This window comes from Bradyrhizobium sp. CCBAU 53351 (assembly GCF_015291745.1).
GTDB lineage: Bacteria > Pseudomonadota > Alphaproteobacteria > Rhizobiales > Xanthobacteraceae > Bradyrhizobium.
Genome location: NZ_CP030059.1, coordinates 6,733,020 through 6,755,235, shown reverse-complemented (window position 1 = coordinate 6,755,235; position 22,216 = coordinate 6,733,020). Strand labels below are relative to the sequence as shown.

The following is a 22,216-nucleotide window of genomic DNA, read 5'->3' as shown; positions in this document are numbered from 1 at the left end:
CACCAAAAAGCCGCAAAGACTGTGAAATACCGGACTTGCGTGATGGGCCATCAGGGGTAGATGTGGCCTCGGGGGTTCTGGATGAACTCGGCCCGCGTTGGACGCCGCGCCAACATGATGTTAATCCGGGGCGAGTAGCCTGAATTGCCCGTGAAATCAGGGGCTTTGCCCCCCAGCCGAAAGAGATCAGACTGATGGCAGCCGGTCCTGGCGTCCGCCGTTCAGAGCTCGGTGACGCCTTGCGCGCCTGTCGCACGGCGTTCATCGGCGTCGGCTTGATGAGCTGCATGATCAACCTGCTCTATCTGACCGGGTCGATCTTCATGCTGGAGGTTTACGACCGGGTGCTGCCGAGCCGCAGCATTCCCACCCTGGTCGGCCTCATCATCCTCGCCAGCTTCCTCTACATGGCGCAGGGCGTGCTCGACATGATCCGCAACCGGATCCTGGGGCGGATCGGCACCGCGCTGGATGAGGCGCTCAACAAGCGCGTGTTCGACACCGTCGTGCGCCTGCCGCTGCTGGTCGGCAGTCGCAACGAAGGCCTCCAGCCGCTGCGCGATCTCGACAATGTCCGCTCCTTCCTCGGCGGCATGGGCCCGAGCGCGTTCTTCGACCTGCCCTGGCTGCCGCTTTATCTCGCCATCTGCTTCGCCTTCCACGTCATGATCGGCGTCACCGCTCTGGTCGGCGCCATCATCCTGGTCGGCCTGACGCTGGTCACCGAGTTCATGTCCCGCCAGCCGGCGAAGGAGGCGATGGGCCTTGCCGCCCAGCGCAACGATCTCGCGCAGGCCAGCCGCCGCAACGCCGAAGTCATGGTGTCGATGGGCATGGCCGGCCGGATGAACGCGCGCTGGAGCGAGGCCAACGAAAAATATCTCGCGGGCAATCAGCGCGCCAGCGACGTTGCCGGCGGCCTCGGCGCGGTCGCGAAGGTGTTGCGCATGATGCTGCAATCGGCCGTGCTCGCGGTCGGTGCCTATCTCGTCATCCACCAGGAGGCGACGGCCGGCATCATCATCGCCGGCTCGATCCTCTCCGCCCGCGCGCTGGCGCCGGTCGATCTCGCCATCGCGCACTGGAAATCCTTCGTTGCGGCACGCCAGAGCTGGCACCGCCTCACGCGCCTCCTCGAGCAGATGCCGGCGCAGACGATGCCGACCCAGCTGCAGGCGCCCACCAGCCGGCTCTCGGTCGAAGGCGTCGCCATGGTGCCGCCCGGCGATCAGCGCCTCATCGTGCAGGACATCACCTTCGCGCTCACCGCCGGCAACGGCCTCGGCGTGATCGGCCCGAGCGGCTCCGGCAAGTCGTCGCTGATCCGCGCGCTGGTCGGGGTCTGGCAGCCGGTGCGCGGCAAGGTGCGGCTCGACGGCGCGGCGCTCGATCAATGGTCGTCCGACGCGCTCGGCCGCCACATCGGCTATCTGCCGCAGGACGTCGAATTGTTCGGCGGCACCATCGCCCAGAACATCAGCCGGTTCGATCCCGAGGCGACGTCCGACGGCATCATCGCGGCGGCGAAGGAAGCCGGCGTGCACGAGATGATCATCAAGATGCGCGAGGGCTACAACACGCAAGTCGGCGAGCAGGGCACCGCGCTCTCGGCGGGCCAGGCGCAGCGCGTGGCGCTGGCGCGCGCGCTCTACGGCAATCCCTTCCTGATCGTGCTCGACGAACCCAACTCCAACCTCGACACCGAAGGCGATGAGGCGCTGACCCGCGCCGTGCGCGCCGCGCGCGAGCGCGGCGCCATCGTCATCGTGGTGGCGCACCGCCCGATCGGCGTCGAGGCGGTCGACCAGGTCCTGGTGCTGCGCGACGGCCGCATGCAGGCGTTCGGCCCGAAGGATCAGGTGCTCGCCCAGGTGCTGCAGCCGCGCGTGACACCGCCGGCACCGATCAAGATCGTCAGCGAAGGCGGAGTGGCTAAACCATGAGCACGATGGCCATCGGCGGTCCGAAGCCCGCAGCGAGGAAGACCGTTCGGGACTCGATCAAGTTTCACCTCCTGCTCGGACTTGGCATCGTGCTGGTCCTGGTCGTCGGTCTCGGCGGCTGGGCGTCCACCGTGCTGATCTCGGGCGCGCTGATCGCGCCGGGGCAGATCGTGGTCGAATCCAACGTCAAGAAGGTGCAGCATCCGACCGGCGGCGTGGTCGGCGAGGTGCGCGCCCGCGACGGCGATCTGGTCAAGGCCGGTGACATCGTGGTGCGGCTCGACGACACCGTCACCAAGGCCAACCTTGCCATCGTCAGCAAGAATCTCGACGCTGCGCAGGCGCGCGCGGCGCGATTGCAGGCCGAGCAGCGCGGCGTCGACAGGATCGAATTTCCGCAAAGCCTGCTCGATCGCGCCAGCGATCCCGACGTCAAGCTGCTGCTCTCCGCCGAAACCAAGCTGTTCGACGTCCGCGTCAACGGCCGCGCCGGACAGAAGGCGCAGTTGCGCGAGCGCATCACGCAGCTCAACGAGGAGATCGCCGGTCTCAGCGCCCAGGAGAAGGCCAAGGACCAGGAGATCGCGCTGGTGCAGAACGAGCTCACCGGCGTGCGGGAGCTCTATGACAAGCGTCTGGTGCAGATCTCGCGCCTGACCCAGCTCGAGCGCGACTCGGCGCGCCTCAACGGCGAGCGCGCGCAGTACATCGCCTCGCGCGCGCAGGCCAAGGGCAAGATCACCGAGACCGAGCTGCAGATCATCCAGGTCGACAAGGACGTGGTGAGCGAGGTCTCGAAGGATCTGCGCGAGACCAACGACAAGATCGGCGAGCTGATCGAGCGCAAGGTCGCGGCTGAAGACCAGCTTCGCCGCATCGACATCCGCGCGCCGCAGGACGGCATGGTGCTGCAATCGAATGTGCACACGGTTGGCGGTGTCGTCACCGCCGGCGACGCGCTCATGCTGATCGTGCCGCAGGCGGACGATCTCCAGGTCGAGGCCAAGGTCAACCCGGTCGACATCGACAAGCTCCAGATCGGCCAGAAGACGCTGCTGCGCCTCTCCGCCTTCAACCAGCGCACGACGCCCGAGCTCAATGGCCTCGTCAGCCGCGTCTCGCCCGACGTCACCACCGACCAGCGCACCGGCCAGAGCTACTACACCATCCGCGTCACGATGCCGGCCGAAGAGATCGCCCGCCTCGGCGACGTCAAGATGATTCCCGGCATGCCCGTGGAAGCCTTCGTCCAGACCGGCGACCGCACCATGCTGTCCTATCTGATGAAGCCGCTGCATGACCAGCTGATGCGGGCGTTCAGGGAGAAGTGACGCGCGAAAGCGCGTCCTCTCGCAATGACGATTTGGCCGCCAGTTTGCTATACTGGCATTGCAAACAGAAACCCGGCCGGTCGAACCATGCAATCTCTCCCCGTTATCGCCACCGAATCCTTCTCCGACGCATCCCTTGCCGTCGCCCGCCTCGAGGAGATCTACGAGCGCAACACAAAGTTCCTGCGCGACCGGTTCGAGGCCTATGTCGGCGGCGAGGCGATCACGACGCGGGTGCGGGCCTATTATCCCTTCGTGCGCATCACCACCGCGACGCATGCGCGGCTGGATTCGCGTCTCGCCTACGGCTTCGTCGCCGGGCCCGGCGTGCATGAAACCAGCGTGACGCGGCCGGATCTGTTCCGCAGCTATCTCGTCGAGCAGATCGGACTCCTGATCCAGAATCACGGCGTGCCCGTCGAGATCGGTGAGTCCAACGAGCCGATCCCGATCCACTTCGCCTATCGCCGCGACATCAACATCGAGGCCGCCATCACCACCAGCGAGAACTCGCCCGTGACGCGATCGCTGCGCGATGCGTTCGACGTGCCTGATCTCTCGACCATGGACGATTCCATCGCCGACGGCACGTTCGAGCTCAAGCCCGGCGCGCCCGAGCCGCTGTCGCTGTTCCGCGCCGCCCGCGTCGATTACTCGCTGCGCCGGCTCTATCATTACACCGGCACCGATCCCGAATATTTCCAGAACTTCGTCATCTTCACCAACTACCAGTTCTATGTCGACGCCTTTGCGCAGGCCTGCCAGGAGCGGCTCCAGTCCGGTGAGGCCGGACTCGAATCCTTCGTCGCGCCAGGCAACATCATCATGCGCAATGGCGGCGCCATCAGCGGCACCGCGCCTATTCGCGCACCGCAAATGCCGGCCTTCCATCTGGTCGCGCCGCACTACCGCGGCATCACCCTGATCAACATCGGCACGGGCCCGTCCAACGCGCGCAACGTCACCGACCACGTCGCCGTGCTGCGCCCGCATGCCTGGTTGATGCTCGGCCATTGCGCGGGCCTGCGCAACACGCAGCGGCTCGGCGACTACGTGCTCGCGCACGGCTATGTGCGCGAGGATCACGTGCTCGACCGCGAGCTGCCGCTATGGGTGCCGATTCCGGCGCTGGCCGAGATGCAGGTCGCGCTCGAAGAGGCGGTCGAGGACGTCACCGGCCTCGAAGGTTTCGAGCTCAAGCGCCTGATGCGCACGGGGACGGTGGCGAGCGTCGACAATCGCAATTGGGAGATCTCGGGCCCTGAGGTGATTCGCCGCCTGTCGCAATCGCGCGCCGTTGCTCTCGACATGGAATCGGCCGCGATCGCCGCCAATGGCTACCGCTTCCGCGTGCCCTACGGCACGCTGCTCTGCGTCTCCGACAAGCCGCTGCACGGCGAGATCAAGCTCGCGGGCATGGCCAGCGAGTTTTACCGCCGCCGCGTCGGCCAGCATCTGGAGATCGGGCTGAAGGCGCTGGAGCGGCTCAAGCAGCAGGAATCGGAGCGGCTGCATTCGCGAAAGCTCCGCAGTTTCGCCGAAGTCGCGTTCCAGTAGGGCGAGATTGCTCTTTGCTGCTGACAATCGGAGCGATTTTCAGCATTGTCCGGCGGGGGTGCTCGACCGGGACGACTTGATGCCACTGACGCGCGACAAGATCATTGGCCATGACCTTGAACGGCTGGCCTTTCGCTTCACCATGCTGAACGACGGCGAGGCGGTGCAATGCCAGATCAGCGACGCGGCGATGGACGAGCTCGCGGGCATGCAGGGCACCGAAAGCAGCGCCCGCCAGGCGCAATTCCTGTCGCTGCGCGAGACCATCGAGCGGATCGCGTCGGATATCTATGACGAGGCGCCGCGAGTGCAGGGCTATGTGGTGCGGATCTTCATGCGGCATTTGGGGCGGTGACGTCGCCATACTCGCTGCTGTCATTCCGCGCGAAGGCGGGGAATCCCGCACCAGCGTCACTCCCCCAGCTTCCTCAACAACAACCTCAGCGCCGTCGCCGCAAACATTTGCATGTTGCCGAACCGGTCGTTGTTGCCCGTCTCCAGCGTCATCACCTCTGACGCAGGCCCCGCAACCGCCATGCAGCTATGGCCGGCTGCATCGCCATAGCGGTTGCCGGTGGGGCCGGCGGCGCCGGTCTCGGACAGGCCCCAATCGCTGCCAAAGCGCGTTCGCATCTGCCCGGCCAGCAGCTGCGCGTAGGGCTCGGATGAGGAGCGAAAGCCCCTCATTCCTTCGTCCGAAATATCCATCAGCACGCGCCGGGCATCGCGGGTGTAGACCACCGCGCCACCGAGGAAATAGGCGGACGCGCCGGGCACCGCGAGCAGGCTCGCCGCGATCAGGCCGCCGGTGGAGGATTCCGCCACCGCAATGGTCTGTTTGCGCGCGATCAGTTTGGCGGCAACCTGGTCCGCAATGCCGACGAGCTCTTTCATTCCCTGAACCTCCGATGTCTCCGCAACCGAGCTGCGCCTTCCTAGCATATGCCAGCAGCTCTGGCCGAGTTGCGGGCGACCGGCAGGCCTGCTTGAATGGCGGGGACAAAAAGACGTGCGAGGAAACGTGAGAAGGGAGACGTCATGGCGTCCCTGATCGCCGGCGGGGTGGATTGCGATGTGCATCCGGCCGTGCCGCATCTGACCAGCCTGCTGCCCTACCTGAACGATTATTGGCGCGATCAGGTGACGACGCGCGGCATGGTCGACCTCATCTCGCAATCCTACCCGGAGAGGTCGCCGATCACGGCGCGACCGGACTGGCGCCCCGAGAGCGGCAAGCCCGGCGAGAACCTGGAGGACATGCAGCGTCATGTGCTCGATCCGTTCCAGCTCAGCTATGCCATCTGCAATCCGCTTTACGGCGTGCAGATGGTGTTCTCCGAAGACATGCAGGCGGCCTTCTGCCGCGCGTTGAACGACTGGCTCGTGAAAGAGTGGCTCGATCGCGATCCGCGGCTGCGCGGCTCGATCGTGATTCCCACGCAAGGCGTCGAGAAGGCCGTGGCCGAGATCGAGCGCTGTGCGCAGGACAAGCGCTTCGTTCAAGTGCTGATGCTGGTCATGGGCGACACCCCGCTCGGCAAGCGCGCGCTGTGGCCGATCTACGAGGCCGCGGAACGGCTGGAACTGCCAATCGGCATCCACGCGGGTTCCGCCTATCACAATCCGCCGACCGCCGTGGGATGGGGTTCCTACCACATCGAGGACTATGTCGGTCAGGCCCAGGCGTTCCAGACCCAGCTCACCAGCCTGATCGTCGAAGGCGTGTTCACCAAATATCCGCGGCTGAAAATGGTGATGCTGGAGTCGGGTGTCTCCTGGATCTCGCCCTATCTCTGGCGCCTGCACAAATTCTGGCGCGGGGTGCGGATGGAAACGCCCTGGGTCGATCGTGCGCCGCTGGACATTGTGCGCAGCAACATCCGCTTCTCGTTACAGCCGTTTGATGCACCGCCGGACGAGGCGACATTAAATCGCCTGTTTGATCATATGCAGTCCGACGAATTGGTCTTATTCTCCACGGACTATCCGCACTGGCAATTCGATGGCCAGGACGCGCTGCCCGAAGGTCTGTCCCCCGATCTCGTGCGCAAGATCATGATCGACAATCCGCATGCAACCTATCCCCGCCTGAAATGAGCCGCTGCCAGAGGAGGCAAGGCGATGAATATTCAGTTCCGCGAGAACCAAGAAGCCGCTTCCCCACTGGCCGTCAAAACCGCGATCGCGGACTGCGACATCCATCCGGCTCGCGCCACCCGCACCGAACTCTATCCCTATCTCGCCAAACGCTGGCAGCATCATCTCGAAATCTACGGCGTCCATGCCTATCAGGGCATGATGGAAGGCCCGCCCTACCCGAAGGCCCAGCCCAACGCCTCGCGCCGCGATGCCTATCCGCCCGAGGGAGGGCCGCAGGGCTCCTCGCTGTCCTTCATGCAGAAGCAGCTGCTCGATCCCAACAACGTGCAACTGGGCGTGCTCAATCCGCTCAACACCGGGCAGGGCATCCGCAATCACGAGCTGTCGGCTGCGCTGTGCTCGGCGATCAACGACTGGCAGATCGACAAATGGACCAGCAAGGACAAGCGGCTGAAGGCGTCCATCGTCGTCGGCAATGAGGACGGCCTGTCGGCCGCCGCGGAGATCCGCGAGCGCGCCGGCGACAAGAACTTCGTACAGGTGCTGCTGCTCAGCCGCAATGTCGAGCCGCTCGGTCAGCGCCGCTATTGGCCGATCTATCAGGCTGCGGAAGAAGCGGGACTCCCTGTCGGCGTTCACGCCTTCGGCTTCGGCGGAAATCCGATCACGCCTTCGGGCTGGCCGTCCTATTACATCGAGGAGATGGTGGGTCACTCGCAGTGCCAGCAATCGGCGCTGGCGAGCCTCGTGCTGGAAGGCGTGTTCGAACGCTTCCCGAAACTGAAGATGGTGATGATCGAGGCCGGCTTCGGCTGGGCGCCGTCGCTGGCCTGGCGGCTCGACAAGGCCTGGCAGAGGCTCAGGAGCGAAGTCCCGCATGTCAAACGGCCGCCCTCGGAATATATCCGCGAGCAGGTGTGGTGGACCACGCAGCCGATGGAGGATCCTGAAAGGCGCGAGGATCTGTTCGACGTCATCAACTGGATCGGCTGGGACCGGCTGCTGTTCGCGACTGACTATCCGCATTGGGACTACGACGAGCCGTCGCGCGTTCTGCCGGCGGGCGTCAGCGAGGATAACCGGGCGGCATTCTATCTCGGCAATGCGCAGAAGCTGTATGGACTGGCTTGATGGCGCGTCATGTGATTGCCGCCGTGGATGAACTGCCACCGGGCACGCGAAAATTCCTCGAGATCGACGGACGGCCGATCGCGGTCTTCAACATCAAGGGCGAATATTTCGGCCTGATGAACCGCTGCCCGCATCAGGGCGCGGCGCTGTGCGAGGGCCCGTTGATTGGCCTTGCCCAGTCAAAGGAGCCCGGTGAGATCGAATACACCAAGCTCGGGGAGATCATCCGCTGCCCCTGGCACGGCTGGGAGTTCGACATCCGCACCGGCCAATCCTATTGCGACCCCCGCCGCTTCCGCGTGAAGGCCTATCCGGCCCATGTCGAGCCGGGCGCGAGCGTGGTGAAGGGCCCGTATGTCGCGGAGACGATCCCGGTACGGGTCGAGAGCGATTACGTGGTGGTGGAGCTGTAGGCGCTCGCCGTCATTCCGGGGCGATGCGAGGCGCCCCGGAACGACATCCAGCTAATGCCCCGCAACCGGCTCCGCCACCGCATCATAAGTCGGCACCGCCTTGCCGCCGCCACGATACACCGTCGACGCCGCGATGATGCCGAGCAGCGCGGCGAACATCAGCCAGAAGCCGGGCGAGGCCTTGTCGCCGGTGCGCTCGATCAGCCAAGTCGAGGCAAGCGGGGTGAAGGTACCGAACAAGGCGGCGGCGAGCGCGAAGGCGAGCGAGAAGCAGGTGGTGCGCACATGCGCCGGCACGATCTCGACCAGCGCCCCCAGCATGGTGCCGCTGTAGACGCCGAAATAGAACGAGAACATCATCTCGACCGCGAGCAGCTTGCCGAAGCTCGGCGCCGCCACCAGCCAGTGCAGCGCCGGATAGGCCGTCACCAGCGACAGGCTGGCGATCGCGATCAGCACCGGCTTGCGGCCGATGCGGTCGGAGAGCGCGCCGCCGACCGGATTCCAGAAGAAGTTGGTGACAGCGACGAGCAACGTGACCAGCAGCGCATCCTGCGTCGACAGCTTCAGCACGGTCTTGCCGAAGGTCGGCGTGTAGACGGTGACGAAGTAGAACGTCGTCGTGGTCAGGATCGCGATCATCATGCCAAGGACGACGATGCGCCAGTTGGCGAGCGCGGAGGCGAACACTTCGCTCGCCGTCGGGTGCTTCTTCATGGCGAGGAAGGCCGGTGTCTCCTCGAGCGTCCGCCGCAGGACGAAGATCAGGGGAATGATCAGGCAGCCAACGAAGAAGGGAATACGCCAGCCCCAGGCGGCGACGGTGTCGGCCGGCATCACCTCGGACAGGATGTAGCCGAGGATCGAGGCCACGAAGATCGCGACCTGCTGGCTCGACGATTGGAACGAGGTGTAGAAGCCGCGATTGCCGGGCGTTGCGATTTCGGCGAGATACACCGAGACGCCGCCCAGCTCGACACCGGCGGAGAAGCCCTGCAGCAGGCGGCCGATCAGCACGATGACCGGCGCCGCGATGCCGATGGTCGCATAGCTCGGGCAGAACGCGATCACCACGGTGCCGAAGGCCATGATGCCGAGCGTGACGATCAGGCCCTGGCGGCGGCCGATCCGGTCGATATAGGCCCCGAGCACGATCGCGCCGACGGGCCGCATCAAGGCGCCGAGCCAGAACACGCCGAACGTGTTGAGCAGGGACGCGGTCTCGTCGGAGGACGGGAAGAACGCCTTGCCGATGGCGGCGGCATAGAAGCCGAACAGGAAGAAGTCGAACTGCTCGAGGAAATTGCCTGATGTTGCGCGCAGGATCGCGCCGATGCGCGACTTGATCGCGGGCGGATTGGTCGAGGTGGCCGGTCCAGCCATGGCGTTGCTCCCCTGGGAAGGCGTGGCCGGACCGGGACGTCATCTCACGGTCAGGCGACAGACTGCGACAATCTGCCACGCCTCTTCCCGCGCGGGACGCGGCGAGTCAATCCCGTTTTGCGGAGGAAGCTGCTGATTTTTCAGGCCTTATTTTGCGTCGCAGCAATTAGCCATTGGCGGAACGCGGTCAGCTTCGGCGCCTCCCGGCGGCCTTCCGGTGCGACCAGGTAGAAGCCGGCATCGGTCGGCAGCGCGATCTTGAAGGGGACTACCAGCCGGCCCTTGGCAATGTCGTCCCGGACGTACGAGGTCCGTCCCATCGCTACGCCGATGCCGTCGATGGCGGCCTGGATGGTCATGAAGATCATGTCGAAGGTGATGCCGGGGTGCTTTGCGATGTCGGCCGGCAGGCCCGCTGCCGTCAGCCATAGCCGCCAGTCGTCGCTGTTGGCGTTCGAGGTGTGCAGCAGCGGATGGTCTCGCAGGTCTTCAGGACGGCGCAGCGGCTTGTCGCCGCGCAGCAGCGAAGGACTGCACACCGGAAACAACTCGTCCGCCATCAGCCAGTCGGCGCGCAGGCCCGGCCATTGGCCGCGGCCGTAGCGGATCGCCGCATCGACATTGTCGCGCTGGAAATCGACGAGACTGGTCGAAGTGGTGATGCGGACGTCGATGCCGGGATGCTGCTCCTGGAAATCCGTCAGCCGCGGCAGCAGCCATTTTGCCGCGAGCGAGGCCAGCGTCGACACCGTCAGCACCTTGTCGTCGTCCTTGCGCAAGAGGCGGTCGGTCGCAAGCCGGAGGTCGTTGAAGGCGGCGCGGACGCCCGGCAGATAGTCGCGCGCCTCCGGCGTCAGGGCCAGCGCGCGGTTCTGCCGGATGAACAGGCGGATGCCGAGCTCCTCCTCGAGCCTGCGGATCTGATGGCTGATCGCGGTTTGCGTCACGTTCAGCTCGGCGGCCGCCAGCGTGAAGCTGAGATGGCGCGCGGCGGCCTCGAACGCCCGCAAGCCGTTCAGGGACGGCAATCTGGCTGTCATTTGGCAGCAGGATACATGACGTTATTTCATGCGAAAGGGTACAAATTGTCGTTTGTCGCAGTGCGGTAGGAAGCAGATATTAGCGGTCAAGTTAGCTCTAGGAGCTCAAGATGTCTACTTTGACCCACACCTCGATGACAAATCATCATGCGCCAGGCCTGATCCAGCAGGTCAGCGAGACCCTCCATCTGTGGCACGAGCGCTATCGCAACAGGCGCGAGCTCACCCAATGGACCGCGCGTGATCTCCAGGACGTCGGACTGTCCTGGAGCGACATCGCCTATGAGGCCGACAAACCCTTCTGGCGGGCCTGATTGGCCGCTAGGCCGGCGCCGCCTGAGCACAGGGGCGCCGGCGGTCCCTCTTCTTTTTGGGCATGTCATGAGCACTCTCCGCCTGGAAGACCTGAAGCAATATTCGGACACGTTGCGCACCCGGCATGGCGAGGCGCTGAACGTTCGCTTCGCAGAGCCGCGCGACACCGACGAGCTGCAGCATTACTTCCGTTCGCTCTCGACCCGCTCCCGCTACAACCGTTTCTTTGGCGCCATCAGCGAATTGCCGGAAGGATTGCTGCGCGATTTCCTGGACATCGGTGAGCGCGATCGCTTCACTGTCGTCGCGACCCTGGTTGTCGACGGCTTCGAGACCATCGTCTCCGAAGCGCGCTACGCGCTGCACCCGGAAACCGCGACGCTCGAATTCGGCCTGTCGGTCGGCGACCGCTGGCAGGGCCGCGGCATCGCCACCGCGCTGATGAAGAATCTCGAATGCCGCGCGGCTGCGCTCGGTGCCGAGCACATGTTCGGAGAGACGCTGCGTTCCAACGAGACCATGGTCTCGCTCGCCCGCAAGTCCGGCTTCGCCTTCGTCAATCACCCCGATGACTGGAAGCTGGTGCGCTTCGACAAGGAGATCTCGGTCGCACCGAAGGACATTCCCTGTGCGAGCTGGCGCCTCGCCGCGCTTTCCCGTCAGGCCGAACGCCCCTCAGCCTCGGCCTGACACCACTGAGAGCCCGGCTCTGGTCAACAGAGCCGGGCTTTTTTTGTGGCTCCAACGCCTACTTCCCCGTGAACACCGCCTTGCGCTTCTCGATGAACGCCTGCACCGCCTCCTTGTGATCGGCGGTCGTGGTCAGGCGGACCAGCCGCTCGGCCTCGTGGTCGCGGGCGGTCTCGAAGTCGAACAGCACGGCCTCGTCGAGATTGTCCTTCATGTAGCGCAGCGCGAGGCGCGGGCCGTCGGCGAGCGACTTCGCCAATGCAAACGCCTCAGCCTGCAATTTGTCGTCGGGCACGATTCGGTTGACGAGGCCGATGGCCTCGGCGCGGGCGGCATCGACGCGGTCGCCGGTGAACATCAATTCGCGCGCCCGCGCGGTGCCGACGAGGCGCGTGAGCAGCCAGGCGATGCCGTAATCGCCGGAAAGCGCGATGCGGGCATAGCCGGTCGCAACGAAGGCGGATTGCGCGGCGATGCGGATGTCGCAGGCCATGGCGATGGCGAGCCCGGCGCCGACCGCGGGGCCGGGCAGGGCGGCGATGGTCGGCTTGCGCACCGACACCAGCGCGCCCGTGAGCAGCCGCTGCCGCTCCTGCAGATCGGCGATACGATCCTCCAGCGACATCTCCAGCTTCTTCGGGTCGCGATGCGCGCCCATGCCTTTGACGTTGCCGCCGGCGCAGAAGGCATCGCCTGCGCCGGTGAGCAGCAGCGCGCCGACACCAGGATTTTCGCCGCAGCTGCGGATCATCGTGCGCAGCGCCGGCGTCAGCGCATCCGACAGCGAGTTGCGCGCCTCCGGCCTGTTCAGCGTGATGATGGCGACGCGGTCACGGATGACGCAGAGGAGCTCATTGGTGCCGGTGTCGATGGTGGTTTCGGTGGTCATGTTGCCTCCCTGACTTCTGTAGGGTGGGCAAAGCGAAGCGTGCCCACGTCTTTTACGCAATTTCGAGGAGATCGTGGGCACGGCGCTTTGCGCCTTTGCCCACCCTACGGCAGCTCGCCCTTAAAACTTCTCCACCCAGGGGCGCAGCTCGAGCTCCCAGCTCCAGGCGCTGAGCGGCTGCTGCAAGACGCTCCAATAGCTCTGCGCGATCGCATCGGGATCGAGCATCGAATCCGGCTTGTCCGCGGCTTCCGTCCGCGCTGCGCTGCGGATGCCACCGTCGATCACGAAATGCGCGACGTGAATGCCTTGCGGCGACAGCTCGCGCGCCAGGCTCTGTGCCAACCCGCGCAGCGCGAACTTGCCCATCGCGAAGGAGGCCGACTGTGCATAGCCCTTGACGCTTGCCGAAGCGCCGGTGAACAGGATCGCGCCGTGCTTGTTCGGCAGCATGCGCTTGGCTGCCTGCTGCGCTACCAGGAAGCCGCCATAGGCACTGACCGCGATGGCATTGGCGACGTCGGCCGGGACAAGGTCGACGAACGGTCCGCGCGTGCGGCCGCTGGCATTGTAGACCACGAGGTCGGGCGTGCCGATCTCGCGCTCGACGAGGCCGAACAGTCGCTCGACCTCCTCCGGCTCCGCCGCGTTGCAGGCATAGGCTTTCGCGCCGGTCTCGCTACAGAGCGCACCAAGCTTCTCGATCTTTCGCGCAGCCAGCGCAACGCGAATATTCTGGGCGGCGAGCAGCCGCGCCAGCGACGCACTGAGGCCTTCGCCGGCGCCGACGATGAGGGCGATCTTGTATTTCGGATGTTCCATGGCGTGATCTCTTGAGACAGGGAGCCGTTGATCTATGCATGCCTACGCGAACAACCAGTCGGGGCGATGACAATTCCGCAGAGCGAGTTGCTCCACCGTTGCGATCATGCCTCTCTGACAATTTGCGGCTTTATCGCGCTCCGCGACTGGAGCATGATCGACATGATCTCAAGCGGCAAGCGCCAAATCAGCGCAAAATGTCCGCAAGGCGGAAACCAAGAGGGCGATCATGCACAAGCCGGCCACAGCACAGCTGAAAGACGTCGCGGCCGAGCCATCCGGCCTGCTGGCGCCCGATACCACAGGCATGAATTTCTACCGCGCCGATCCCGCGCTGACGGATCTGCTCCGCATTCATCTGCCGGATAATCTGTTTCGCCACATCGAGCCGCATCTCGATCGCCTTGGCGAGCTCGCCGGCGGCCATCTCGACGAATGCGCGCGACTCGCCGACCGGCACACGCCGATGCTGCATCAGCGCGACAAGTTCGGCCGCGACGTGCAGTCGATCGAATACCACCCGGCCTATCGCGAGCTGGAGAACGCCGCGTTCGGCGAGTTCGGCATCCATGCGCTTTCGATCCGCAAGGGCATCATGGGCTGGCCGGACAAATATCCCGTGGTCGCCAAGCACGCTTTCACCTTCCTGTTCAACCAGACCGAATTCGGCATGGGTTGCCCGATCAACGTCACCGATGGCTGCGCCAAGCTTTTGGCGAATTTCGGCAGCGAGCCGCTGAAGGCGAAATATCTCGATGGCCTGACCTCGACCGACATGAGCAAGCTGACGCAAGGCGGCCAGTTCATGACCGAGAAGGAGGGCGGCTCCGACGTCGGCACGCTGACCACCCGCGCGGTGCAGGAGGGCGATCATTGGCGGCTCTACGGCGAAAAATGGTTCTGCTCGAATGCCGACGCCAAGGTCGTGATGCTCTTGGCGCGTCCCGAAGGCGCCGGGCCCGGCACGCGCGGCGTCGGCCTGTTCCTGATGCCACGTTTCCTCGATGACGGCGCGCAGAACCACTACCGGATCGTGCGCCTCAAAGACAAGCTCGGCACACGTTCGATGGCCTCGGGCGAGATCAAGCTCGAAGGCGCGATCGCCTATGCGGTCGGCAAGCTCGACCGGGGCTTCGTGCAGATGGCCGAGATGGTGAACTCGTCGCGGCTCTCCAACGGCGTCAAATCCACCGCCTTGATGCGCCGGGCCTATCATGACGCCATGACGGTTGCGAAGAACCGCGTCGTGTTCGGCAGCCGCATCGTCGACCTGCCGCTCGGCCGTCGCCAGATGCTGAAGATCATGCTGCCGGTCGAGCAGGCGCTATCGATGAGCTTCCTCACCGCGGACGCGCTCGACCGCGCCGAGGCCGGCAGCCAGGACGCGGCGGCGCTGCTGCGCATCCTCACCCCGACGCTGAAATTCCGCGCCACCCGCGATGCGCGAAAGGTCTGCGGCGATGCGCTCGAGATGCGCGGCGGCATCGGCTATATCGAGGAATTCGCCACGCCCCGCCTGTTGCGCGATGCGCATCTCGGCTCGGTCTGGGAAGGCACCGGCAACATCGTCGCCATCGATGCACTCCGCCGCGCGGTCGGCCGCCATGGGGCCGAATCTGCACTCGCCGCCGATCTGAATGCCCGGCTCGACGACAGTGCGTCCGTGCCGCAGGCCTGGCGCGACACGTTGCGCGGTCTCGTCGACCGCGCCGTAGGTTTCGCGCGCGAGGTCGCGGCGAAATCCGAGAACGAGGCCGATGCGCGTCGCGCCACCAGCCTGCTCTATCATGTCGCGAGCGCGGTGGCGCTGGCCTGGGATGCGCACCGCATTCACGAGATGCGCGGCGACGCGCGCCGGCTGCTGCTGTCGCGGCTCGTCGTCGATCACAGGGTGTTGCCGAACGACCCGTTCCGGCTGACGGAAAATGCGGCCCAAGCCAGGATCGCGGAGCTACTGCTGGGCGATCGCAACGCCGGCATGAGCGAGGTTGGCGAACTGGTTCTGGCAGCGTAGGCTGCGCTCCACGCTCAAACCAAAAGAAGCGATAGGGAGTGCTCGATGAAGGCCGCCGTCCTCTATGAAGTCAACCAGCCGCTCGTCATCGAGGATGTCAGCCTGCCGAAGCCGGGCCCGCGCGAGGTCCTGATCCGCACGGCGGTCGCCGGCCTCTGCCATTCCGACCTCCACTTCATGGAAGGTCTTTATCCGCATCCGCTGCCAGCGGTGCTCGGCCACGAATCCGCTGGCATCGTCGAGCAGGTCGGCTCCGACGTCACCTACGTCAAGCCGGGCGACCACGTCGTCACCTGTCTGTCGGTATTCTGCGGCACCTGCGACAATTGCACCACCGGCCGCACCGTGCTCTGCACTGACACCACGGTGAAGATGCTGCCCGGCGCCTCCAACCGGATGCAATGGTCGAAGCCCGACAAGCTGCACCAGTTTCTGAACCTGTCGTCCTTCGCCGAGCAGATGCTGGTGCACGAGAACGCCATCGTCAAAATCCGGAAGGAAATGCCGCTCGATCTCGCCGCGCTGATTGGCTGCGGCGTCATCACCGGCTACGGCGCGGTGGTGAACACGGCGAAGGTGACCGCCGGCGAGACTGTCGCCGTGATCGGTTGCGGCGGCGTCGGCATGGCCGCCATCAACGGCGCGCAGATCGCCGGCGCCGGCCGCATCATCGCGATCGACACCAACCCGGCAAAGCTCCAGCTCGCGACCAAGCTGGGCGCCACCGACATCATCAACCCCGCCGATGGCGACGTCGTGAAGCAGGTGCGCGACCTCACCAATGGCGGCGTGCATCATTCCTTCGAGGTGCTCGGCCGCAAGGAGACCGCTGAGCAGGCGTTCGGCATGCTTGCCTCCGGCGGCACCGCCACCATCGTCGGCATGATCCCGTTCGGCCAGAAGATCGAGCTCCACGGCTTCGACTTCCTGCGCGAGCGCAGGATCCAGGGCTCGTCGATGGGCTCGAACCATTTTCGCGTCGACATGCCGCGCCTGGTGGATTTTTATCTGCGCGGCCGGCTGCACCTCGAGGACTGGATCTCGGCCAAGCTTAAGCTCAGCGAGATCAACGAGGGCTTTGCCAACATGAAGGCCGGCAAGACGCTGCGCAGCGTGATCGTGTTCGACAGCTAGGCCGGACCGTCGGCCGAGGCGGAGCGCGACTCCTTGAGGAGCAGCAGCGTCATGAGCGCGGCAAGCCCCGCAGCGACCATATAGACGGGGGATATGTTCAAGCCGGCACCTGTGAATAGCAGATAGGCGAACAATCCCGCCGTCGCCCCGATGAAGCCGAGCCAGGCCAGTCTTGGAAAACGAAATCCGCGTTCGCCGTTGCGGAGATCAAGCACGAGGTAGAACACCAGAAAGGTGTTGCAGAGCGCCGCCGGCAACAGGCCCATGACGATCCCGCTCTCGAACGCGAGATAGGACAGCACGCCGTCGACTTGGGCGATCACGGCGAACGGCACATAGCGCAGATTGAGGCAGGCCAGCGCGATGGACGCCAGCTCGAACCCGTAGAAGTAGCGCTCGTGCATCTTGGGAAGCAGGTACGGCATCAGAATGAGCGATACGCATGCGACGAGCAGAATGAATTCCGGCCCCGTCCGCTTGGACTGTGCGATGAAGATCGACAGGGCAAGCCCGCTCATCGCGGCGAGCACGAGGCCTGCGGCGACGCCGACCGCGTACGGCATTGCTCCAGCGAATACCCAGAGGTTCGCGGCATTCATGGTCAGGTGATGAAATGTGTTGGCCTGGCCGAGATAGATCCCGAGCACGGAGACCAGGGATCTGCCGGCGACGAGGACCGGAATGGCGAGGATCGCATAGACTCCCGGAATAGCCGCGAGCCACGCCAAGTGGAGCTTGCGGCGCAGAACCATGCCCAGCACGAACGGCCCCAGGAATACGGCCTGGGCTTTCACCGAGCAGCCGACTGCGAATGGCAGAACGCCATTTCGGTCCCGCATGAACATCGACACGGAGACCAGCGCGAAGAAGGTCCAGATCGAATCGGCCTGCGCCCACATCGCGCCGTTGAAGAGCACCGTCGGCGCAAGCCATACCGCGCAGAAGGCGAGAGACGCGCGTAAGGGCAGCTTTGTAAATCGCCAGACCATCTCGGCTACGACGACCGCGCAGCCGAGCTCGAATACCGCCGACATCGCCTTCACGAGCGAGAGCGGTTGGCCCAGCCAGTCGAACTTCGTGGCGATCAGCAGGAGGTAGCTGTAAAACGGCGTGTAGTTGGTGAAAGCCTCGGCGAGCCCGCCAACGCCGTGATCTCGCGCAAAGATATACCAGGTGATGTACTCAGCGGCGTCGGCGGTCGCGTGTTCCCGCGCGAGGTAGCGGAGCGCGATGCCTATCAGCGCGCACCCGACGGCTACGGCAATCGGAATGCGCCATCTCTCGGGCACGGTCTCGACCGGATTGACGCGAGGACAGGGCTGACCGACCGCGCCTATCTCGATTGTGTCCTTTGTCACGCAATCACTCGTGCTGGATTGGGCGGTGCCCTGAGCCGTAACCTGCAATTTCTAGGGGCGAACAATTGCCAGCCGCATAAATGTCGGATGTGCAGGTTTTACATTGCCCGGGAAAAGATTGTTTGGTTACCGATTGCTTTACGGCAGTCACCGGAATGACTGCAGCGAAGACCGAAGGGGCTTTACCGGCATGAAGGCCGGAGAGGCGCTTGCGTCGCGTGATCGTGTCCGACAGCTGGCACGGCTGATGCCGGCGCCGCCCGATCAGGCGCCTACGGCGGCATTCTGCTCGAGGACGCGGGATATCCGTACCGTTTCGCCCGAGACGGGCGCATTGCTCCGAAAATCAAGCTCGATGCGACGGGGCCGGATCGTGGGCCGAGCCGCGATGCGACTCCTTGAGGAGCCGCAGCGTCATGAGTGCGGCAAGCCCCGAGGCGAACACATAGGCAGGGGATACGTTCATTCCGGCACCCGCGAACAGCAAATAGGAGAACAGTCCCGCAGTCGACGCGATGAAGCCGAGCCAGGCCAGTCTCGGAAAGCGAGATCCCCGTTCGCCGTGACGGAGATCGAGCACGAGGTAGAACACGAGAACGGTGTTGCAGAGCGCCGCCGGCAGCAGACTCATGACGATCCCGCGGTCAAAAGCGAGATAGGACAACACGCCGTCGACCTGGGCAATGACTGCGAACGGCAGATAGCGCAGATTGATGCAGGCCAGACCGATGGACGCAAGCTCGAAGGCGTAGAAGTAGCGCTCGTGCATCTTCGGCAGAAGGTAGGGCATGAGCATGAGCGATACGCTTGCGACGAGCAGGATAAACTCCGGTCCCGTCCGCCTGGACTGCGCGATGAAGATCGAAAGGGCAAGCCCGCCTGCCGAAGCGAGAACGAGGCCGGCGGCAACTCCGATGGCGTAGGGCATGCCGGCAGCGAAGATCCAGATGTTCGCTGCGCTTATGAAGAGCCGGTGAAAGGTGTTGGCCTGGTCTATGTAAACGCCGAGCACCGAGACCAAGGATCTGCCCGCGACGATAACCGGAAAGGCGAGGACCACATAGACCCCGGGAATAGCGGCGAGCCATGCCAAGCGCATCCTGCGACGCAGAATCATGCCCAGTACGAAGGGGCCCAGGAAAGCGCCCTGGGCTTTCACCGAAAAGGCCACCGCGAACGGCAGAATGCCGTTTCGGTCCCGCATGAACAGCGTCACGGAAACCAACGTAAAGAAGGTCCAGATCGAATCAGCCTGTCCCCACATGGCGCCATTGAAGATCACCGTCGGTGCAAGCCAGACCGCGCAGAAGGCCAGGGACGCGCGCAATGGTAGTTTTGTCGCGCGCCAGACGATCTGTGCGACGACGATCGCGCAACCGAGCTCGAAGACTGCCGAGATCGTCTTCACCAGCGAAAGTGGCTGGCCGAGCCAATCAAAAGACGCCGCGATCAACAGGAGGTAGCTGTAAAACGGGGTGTAGTTGGTGAAAGGCTCGGCCAGCGCGCCAAGGCCGTGATCCCGGGCAAATGTGTACCACGGGATCAGGAACTGAAAGGCGTCGCTGTTGGCGTATCCCCGGAGAAGGTATCGGAGAGCAAGGCCTGCAAGCCCGCACACCAGCATGAGGGCGATTGCCAGCGGCTTCGTCCGCAACACCTCCTCGCGCTGGATGCTGCGCTCAAACTCGCCCGGCGTACCGGCCCGGATAGCGATGTTTGTTACGCCATCACTCTGTGCAGGATCTGTGAGTGACCATCGAGGACCACAGGTGGGGTCCGCGCAATCAGAAGGAGATGGATTTCGGTATTCGGAACGCGGTTGGTTCTTGCGGCCCTCTGGAACACAGAGGTCTTCAGAGCTTCGATCCATGGCAAAACAAGACGTTGGGGTGTCACATCTCGTCTACCTATACGCGCATTCATTGCGGGTTGTATAAATCTCGGTTGTGCAACCGACTGAAGGCTCGCGAAGGGATTATTTGGTTAGCAAATGTTTAGGGGGAACTCGCATTAGTCTCCGGCCGCTTTGCGGCGCGAGGCAAAGAGATCTCACCGAGACACGTGCGCCGACACCGCGAGCCATTTGCCGTTCTTCTTCGCCCAACAATCGGTGTATCTTCCCGTCGCCTGCTGACCGTCCGCCGTGGTGTATCTCGTTGCGGCGTGGATGATGGCGAAGTCGCCTATGATGCGGATGATGACGTCATGTGCGTGCAGATCGCGAATCGCGATCGGTCGCGCGGTCTGCTCCAGGAAGGCGGCGCGGTCGACCAGCGTCTTGTCGGGATTGGAGCAATAGAACTCCGGCGCCAGGATTTCGTCGAAGCGCTTGGCGTCGCAGTTCTGCACCGAGGCGACATAGTCGCGATTGAGGGCGCTGAGCTGTTCGAGGTCCTGGCTCATGGGTGTTCCTGCCTCGCTGTCATTCCCGGGGTGCGGAGCACGAACCCGGAATCTCGACATTATTTTGCTCCGTCATTGCGAGGAGCCCTTGCGACGAAGGAATCCAGGAATGTTTCCGCGGATGCAGTCTGGATTGCTGCGCTGCGCTTGCAATGATTCGTGGGACGAGCGCTAGTCGTTGAACAAAGGCGGCGGCACGAATCCGCCGAACTCGCGCTCGATCAACTCGGCCAGCTTGAGCGGCGTGCGGTCTTCGAGGAAGGGACCGATGATCTGCACGCCGACCGGCAGGCCGTCCTTCGACAGACCGAGCGGAACGGCCGTGGCCGGCAGTCCCGTCAGCGTGGCGATGCCGGGCCAGGCAAGCTGGTCCGGGTAGACATGATCCTTGCCGTCGATGTTGATCCGCCGCTTCTCCTGCTCCGGCGAATGATCATGCGGATAAGCGGGGGTCGGCATGATCGGGCAGATTACCGCATCGAATGTCCTGAACAATTGCCGCCATTGCGCGCGCAAGCCGGCGCGCGCGCCCTCGTCGAACACCCAGGCCTGATGAGTGCTGGTCATGCCGCGCAGCCGCTCGGCCGCAAGGCTCGTGTCCTCGGTTGAGAGCTGCGCCGCGCCGGCACGTGCGCCGGCGAGAATATCAGGCGGAAAGAACGCGCCCAGAAAGCTCATCAGCATGCGCATGTAGAGGCGCGAGGCCTCGCGGAAGTCTGGAAACAGCGGGCTTTCGCGAGCGACTTTCACGCCGGCGTTCGTCAACTGCCCGGCCAGCTTCTCGATCGCGCCGCGGATCTCGGCATTGGCCGGCAGCAACGGATGGCTGTCGATCACCAGCAGGCGGAAATCTTTCAGCCCGGCATGGCGCGCCTCTGGCAGCGCGAGCTTGTATCCGATACCGAGGTCCAGCGGATCGGGGCCGGCCATCACGTCCAGCAGCAGCGTCAGATCGGCTGCGCTCCGGGCCATCGGGCCGATCACCGCCATGTCGCGCTCCATCGGGATCGCCGGAAACGGCGGTGGCGTATGGCCGCGCGTCGGACAGAGATTGTAGGTCGGCTTGTGCGCATAGACGCCGCAATGGAACGCCGGCACGCGCAGCGAACCGCCGATGTCGGAGCCGAGCGAGAGCGGACCGTAGCCGGCCGCAAGTGCTGCCGACGACCCGCCCGATGAGCCGCCCGGCGTGCGGCCGAGATCGAAAGGATTGTTCGTCGTGCCGTAGATGTCGTTGTAGCTCTGCCAATCCCCCAACCCCACAGGAACGTTGGTCTTGCCGAGAATGACGCCGCCGGCGTTCTTCACCCGGCTGATCGAAAGTGCATCCTCCGCCGGCCTGAAATCCTTCTGCGGGGGCCAGCCCCAGGTCGTCGGCAGGCCTGCGACGTTGAACGACTCCTTCACCGTCACGGGCAGGCCGAGCAGCGGCTTGCGCTCGCCGCGGCCCAAGGCGGCATCCGCCTCGCGCGCGGCGCCGAGCGCGCGCTCGAAATCCCGCACGCAGATCGCGTTGACCTTGCCGTCGTGACGCTCGATGCGGTCGATCGCATCCCGCGTGAGCTCGCTCGCGGAGACCTTCTTCGCGTTCAATGCGGCCGACAGCTCGACCGCGCTCTTGAAACTCCAGTCCGATTTGGCCATGGCGCGTCTCCTGTTCTTATTGGCGGAGGATGATGCGCAGTTTGGCCGA

Annotated in this window: 20 protein-coding genes; 11 read left to right on the top strand and 9 right to left on the bottom strand. The window is 64.5% G+C overall.

Annotated elements, in window-relative coordinates:
- Nucleotides 1-194 precede the first annotated feature (194 nt).
- The 4 genes from XH83_RS32090 to XH83_RS32075 all read left to right on the top strand — a co-directional run bounded on the left by XH83_RS32090 (nucleotide 195) and on the right by XH83_RS32075 (nucleotide 5,186).
- Nucleotides 195-1,943, top strand: coding sequence for a type I secretion system permease/ATPase (locus XH83_RS32090; RefSeq protein WP_194404583.1), 1,749 nt, complete (start codon nucleotides 195-197; stop codon nucleotides 1,941-1,943).
- On the top strand, nucleotides 1,940-3,274 hold the full coding sequence (locus tag XH83_RS32085; protein ID WP_194404582.1) for an HlyD family type I secretion periplasmic adaptor subunit: 1,335 nt from the start codon (nucleotides 1,940-1,942) through the stop codon (nucleotides 3,272-3,274). The genes XH83_RS32090 and XH83_RS32085 overlap by 4 nt, the downstream gene beginning before the upstream one ends.
- Before the next feature lie 87 nt (nucleotides 3,275-3,361).
- On the top strand, nucleotides 3,362-4,831 hold the full coding sequence (locus XH83_RS32080; RefSeq protein WP_194404581.1) for an AMP nucleosidase: 1,470 nt from the start codon (nucleotides 3,362-3,364) through the stop codon (nucleotides 4,829-4,831).
- Nucleotides 4,832-4,889: 58 nt separating this feature from the next.
- Complete coding sequence (locus XH83_RS32075) at nucleotides 4,890-5,186, top strand: DUF1488 family protein (RefSeq protein ID WP_246776362.1); 297 nt, start codon at nucleotides 4,890-4,892, stop codon at nucleotides 5,184-5,186.
- A gap of 56 nt (nucleotides 5,187-5,242) precedes the next feature.
- Here XH83_RS32075 and XH83_RS32070 read toward each other — a convergent pair whose 3' ends face one another.
- Nucleotides 5,243-5,725, bottom strand: a complete 483-nt coding sequence (locus XH83_RS32070) for a CinA family protein (RefSeq protein WP_194404580.1) — start codon at nucleotides 5,723-5,725, stop codon at nucleotides 5,243-5,245.
- Between the two features lie 144 nt (nucleotides 5,726-5,869).
- On the opposite strand from XH83_RS32070, the gene XH83_RS32065 reads away from it, so the two are divergent.
- The 3 genes from XH83_RS32065 to XH83_RS32055 are packed head-to-tail and all read left to right on the top strand — an operon-like array spanning nucleotide 5,870 to nucleotide 8,475.
- Complete coding sequence (locus XH83_RS32065; protein ID WP_194404579.1) at nucleotides 5,870-6,928, top strand: amidohydrolase family protein; 1,059 nt, start codon at nucleotides 5,870-5,872, stop codon at nucleotides 6,926-6,928.
- Between the two features lie 24 nt (nucleotides 6,929-6,952).
- Complete coding sequence (locus XH83_RS32060; RefSeq protein ID WP_194404578.1) at nucleotides 6,953-8,062, top strand: amidohydrolase family protein; 1,110 nt, start codon at nucleotides 6,953-6,955, stop codon at nucleotides 8,060-8,062.
- Nucleotides 8,062-8,475, top strand: coding sequence for a Rieske (2Fe-2S) protein (locus XH83_RS32055; protein ID WP_194404577.1), 414 nt, complete (start codon nucleotides 8,062-8,064; stop codon nucleotides 8,473-8,475). Before XH83_RS32060 ends, XH83_RS32055 begins: the two co-directional genes overlap by 1 nt.
- Before the next feature lie 51 nt (nucleotides 8,476-8,526).
- Here the strand turns inward: XH83_RS32055 and XH83_RS32050 are convergent, their stop codons facing one another.
- Together XH83_RS32050 and XH83_RS32045 are read right to left on the bottom strand one after the other, a co-directional pair.
- A complete protein-coding gene (locus XH83_RS32050; RefSeq protein WP_194404576.1) occupies nucleotides 8,527-9,858 on the bottom strand; it encodes an MFS transporter in 1,332 nt (443 codons plus the stop codon).
- Between the two features lie 140 nt (nucleotides 9,859-9,998).
- Complete coding sequence (locus tag XH83_RS32045) at nucleotides 9,999-10,898, bottom strand: transcriptional regulator GcvA (protein ID WP_194404575.1); 900 nt, start codon at nucleotides 10,896-10,898, stop codon at nucleotides 9,999-10,001.
- 110 nt (nucleotides 10,899-11,008) lie between these two features.
- On the opposite strand from XH83_RS32045, the gene XH83_RS32040 reads away from it, so the two are divergent.
- Both XH83_RS32040 and XH83_RS32035 read left to right on the top strand, forming a co-directional pair.
- The gene (locus XH83_RS32040) at nucleotides 11,009-11,212 is read left to right on the top strand and encodes a DUF1127 domain-containing protein (protein ID WP_194404574.1); all 204 of its coding nucleotides are present in this window, start codon (nucleotides 11,009-11,011) and stop codon (nucleotides 11,210-11,212) included.
- A 67-nt stretch (nucleotides 11,213-11,279) separates the two neighbouring features.
- On the top strand, nucleotides 11,280-11,903 hold the full coding sequence (locus XH83_RS32035; RefSeq protein WP_194404573.1) for a GNAT family N-acetyltransferase: 624 nt from the start codon (nucleotides 11,280-11,282) through the stop codon (nucleotides 11,901-11,903).
- A 58-nt stretch (nucleotides 11,904-11,961) separates the two neighbouring features.
- Here the strand turns inward: XH83_RS32035 and XH83_RS32030 are convergent, their stop codons facing one another.
- Complete coding sequence (locus tag XH83_RS32030) at nucleotides 11,962-12,792, bottom strand: enoyl-CoA hydratase (RefSeq protein ID WP_194404572.1); 831 nt, start codon at nucleotides 12,790-12,792, stop codon at nucleotides 11,962-11,964.
- 120 nt (nucleotides 12,793-12,912) lie between these two features.
- Nucleotides 12,913-13,614 carry an SDR family NAD(P)-dependent oxidoreductase gene (locus XH83_RS32025; RefSeq protein WP_194404571.1) on the bottom strand — a complete coding sequence of 234 codons (702 nt, stop codon included), beginning with the start codon at nucleotides 13,612-13,614 and terminating at the stop codon, nucleotides 12,913-12,915.
- A 229-nt stretch (nucleotides 13,615-13,843) separates the two neighbouring features.
- Between XH83_RS32025 and XH83_RS32020 the strand changes: the two genes are divergently transcribed.
- Nucleotides 13,844-15,628, top strand: a complete 1,785-nt coding sequence (locus XH83_RS32020; RefSeq protein ID WP_194404570.1) for an acyl-CoA dehydrogenase family protein — start codon at nucleotides 13,844-13,846, stop codon at nucleotides 15,626-15,628.
- 45 nt (nucleotides 15,629-15,673) lie between these two features.
- The gene (locus tag XH83_RS32015; protein ID WP_194404569.1) at nucleotides 15,674-16,762 is read left to right on the top strand and encodes a Zn-dependent alcohol dehydrogenase; all 1,089 of its coding nucleotides are present in this window, start codon (nucleotides 15,674-15,676) and stop codon (nucleotides 16,760-16,762) included.
- Here XH83_RS32015 and XH83_RS32010 read toward each other — a convergent pair.
- The 4 genes from XH83_RS32010 to XH83_RS31995 form a co-directional block, all read right to left on the bottom strand.
- Entirely contained in the window at nucleotides 16,759-18,120 is a 1,362-nt protein-coding gene (locus tag XH83_RS32010; protein ID WP_194404568.1) for a hypothetical protein, read from the bottom strand. The genes XH83_RS32015 and XH83_RS32010 overlap by 4 nt on opposite strands.
- 346 nt (nucleotides 18,121-18,466) lie before the next feature.
- The gene (locus XH83_RS32005; protein ID WP_371746198.1) at nucleotides 18,467-19,777 is read right to left on the bottom strand and encodes a hypothetical protein; all 1,311 of its coding nucleotides are present in this window, start codon (nucleotides 19,775-19,777) and stop codon (nucleotides 18,467-18,469) included.
- Nucleotides 19,778-20,169: 392 nt separating this feature from the next.
- Nucleotides 20,170-20,523, bottom strand: coding sequence for a nuclear transport factor 2 family protein (locus tag XH83_RS32000; protein WP_194404567.1), 354 nt, complete (start codon nucleotides 20,521-20,523; stop codon nucleotides 20,170-20,172).
- 171 nt (nucleotides 20,524-20,694) lie between these two features.
- The gene (locus XH83_RS31995; protein ID WP_194404566.1) at nucleotides 20,695-22,167 is read right to left on the bottom strand and encodes an amidase; all 1,473 of its coding nucleotides are present in this window, start codon (nucleotides 22,165-22,167) and stop codon (nucleotides 20,695-20,697) included.
- Between the last annotated feature and the right edge of the window lie 49 nt (nucleotides 22,168-22,216).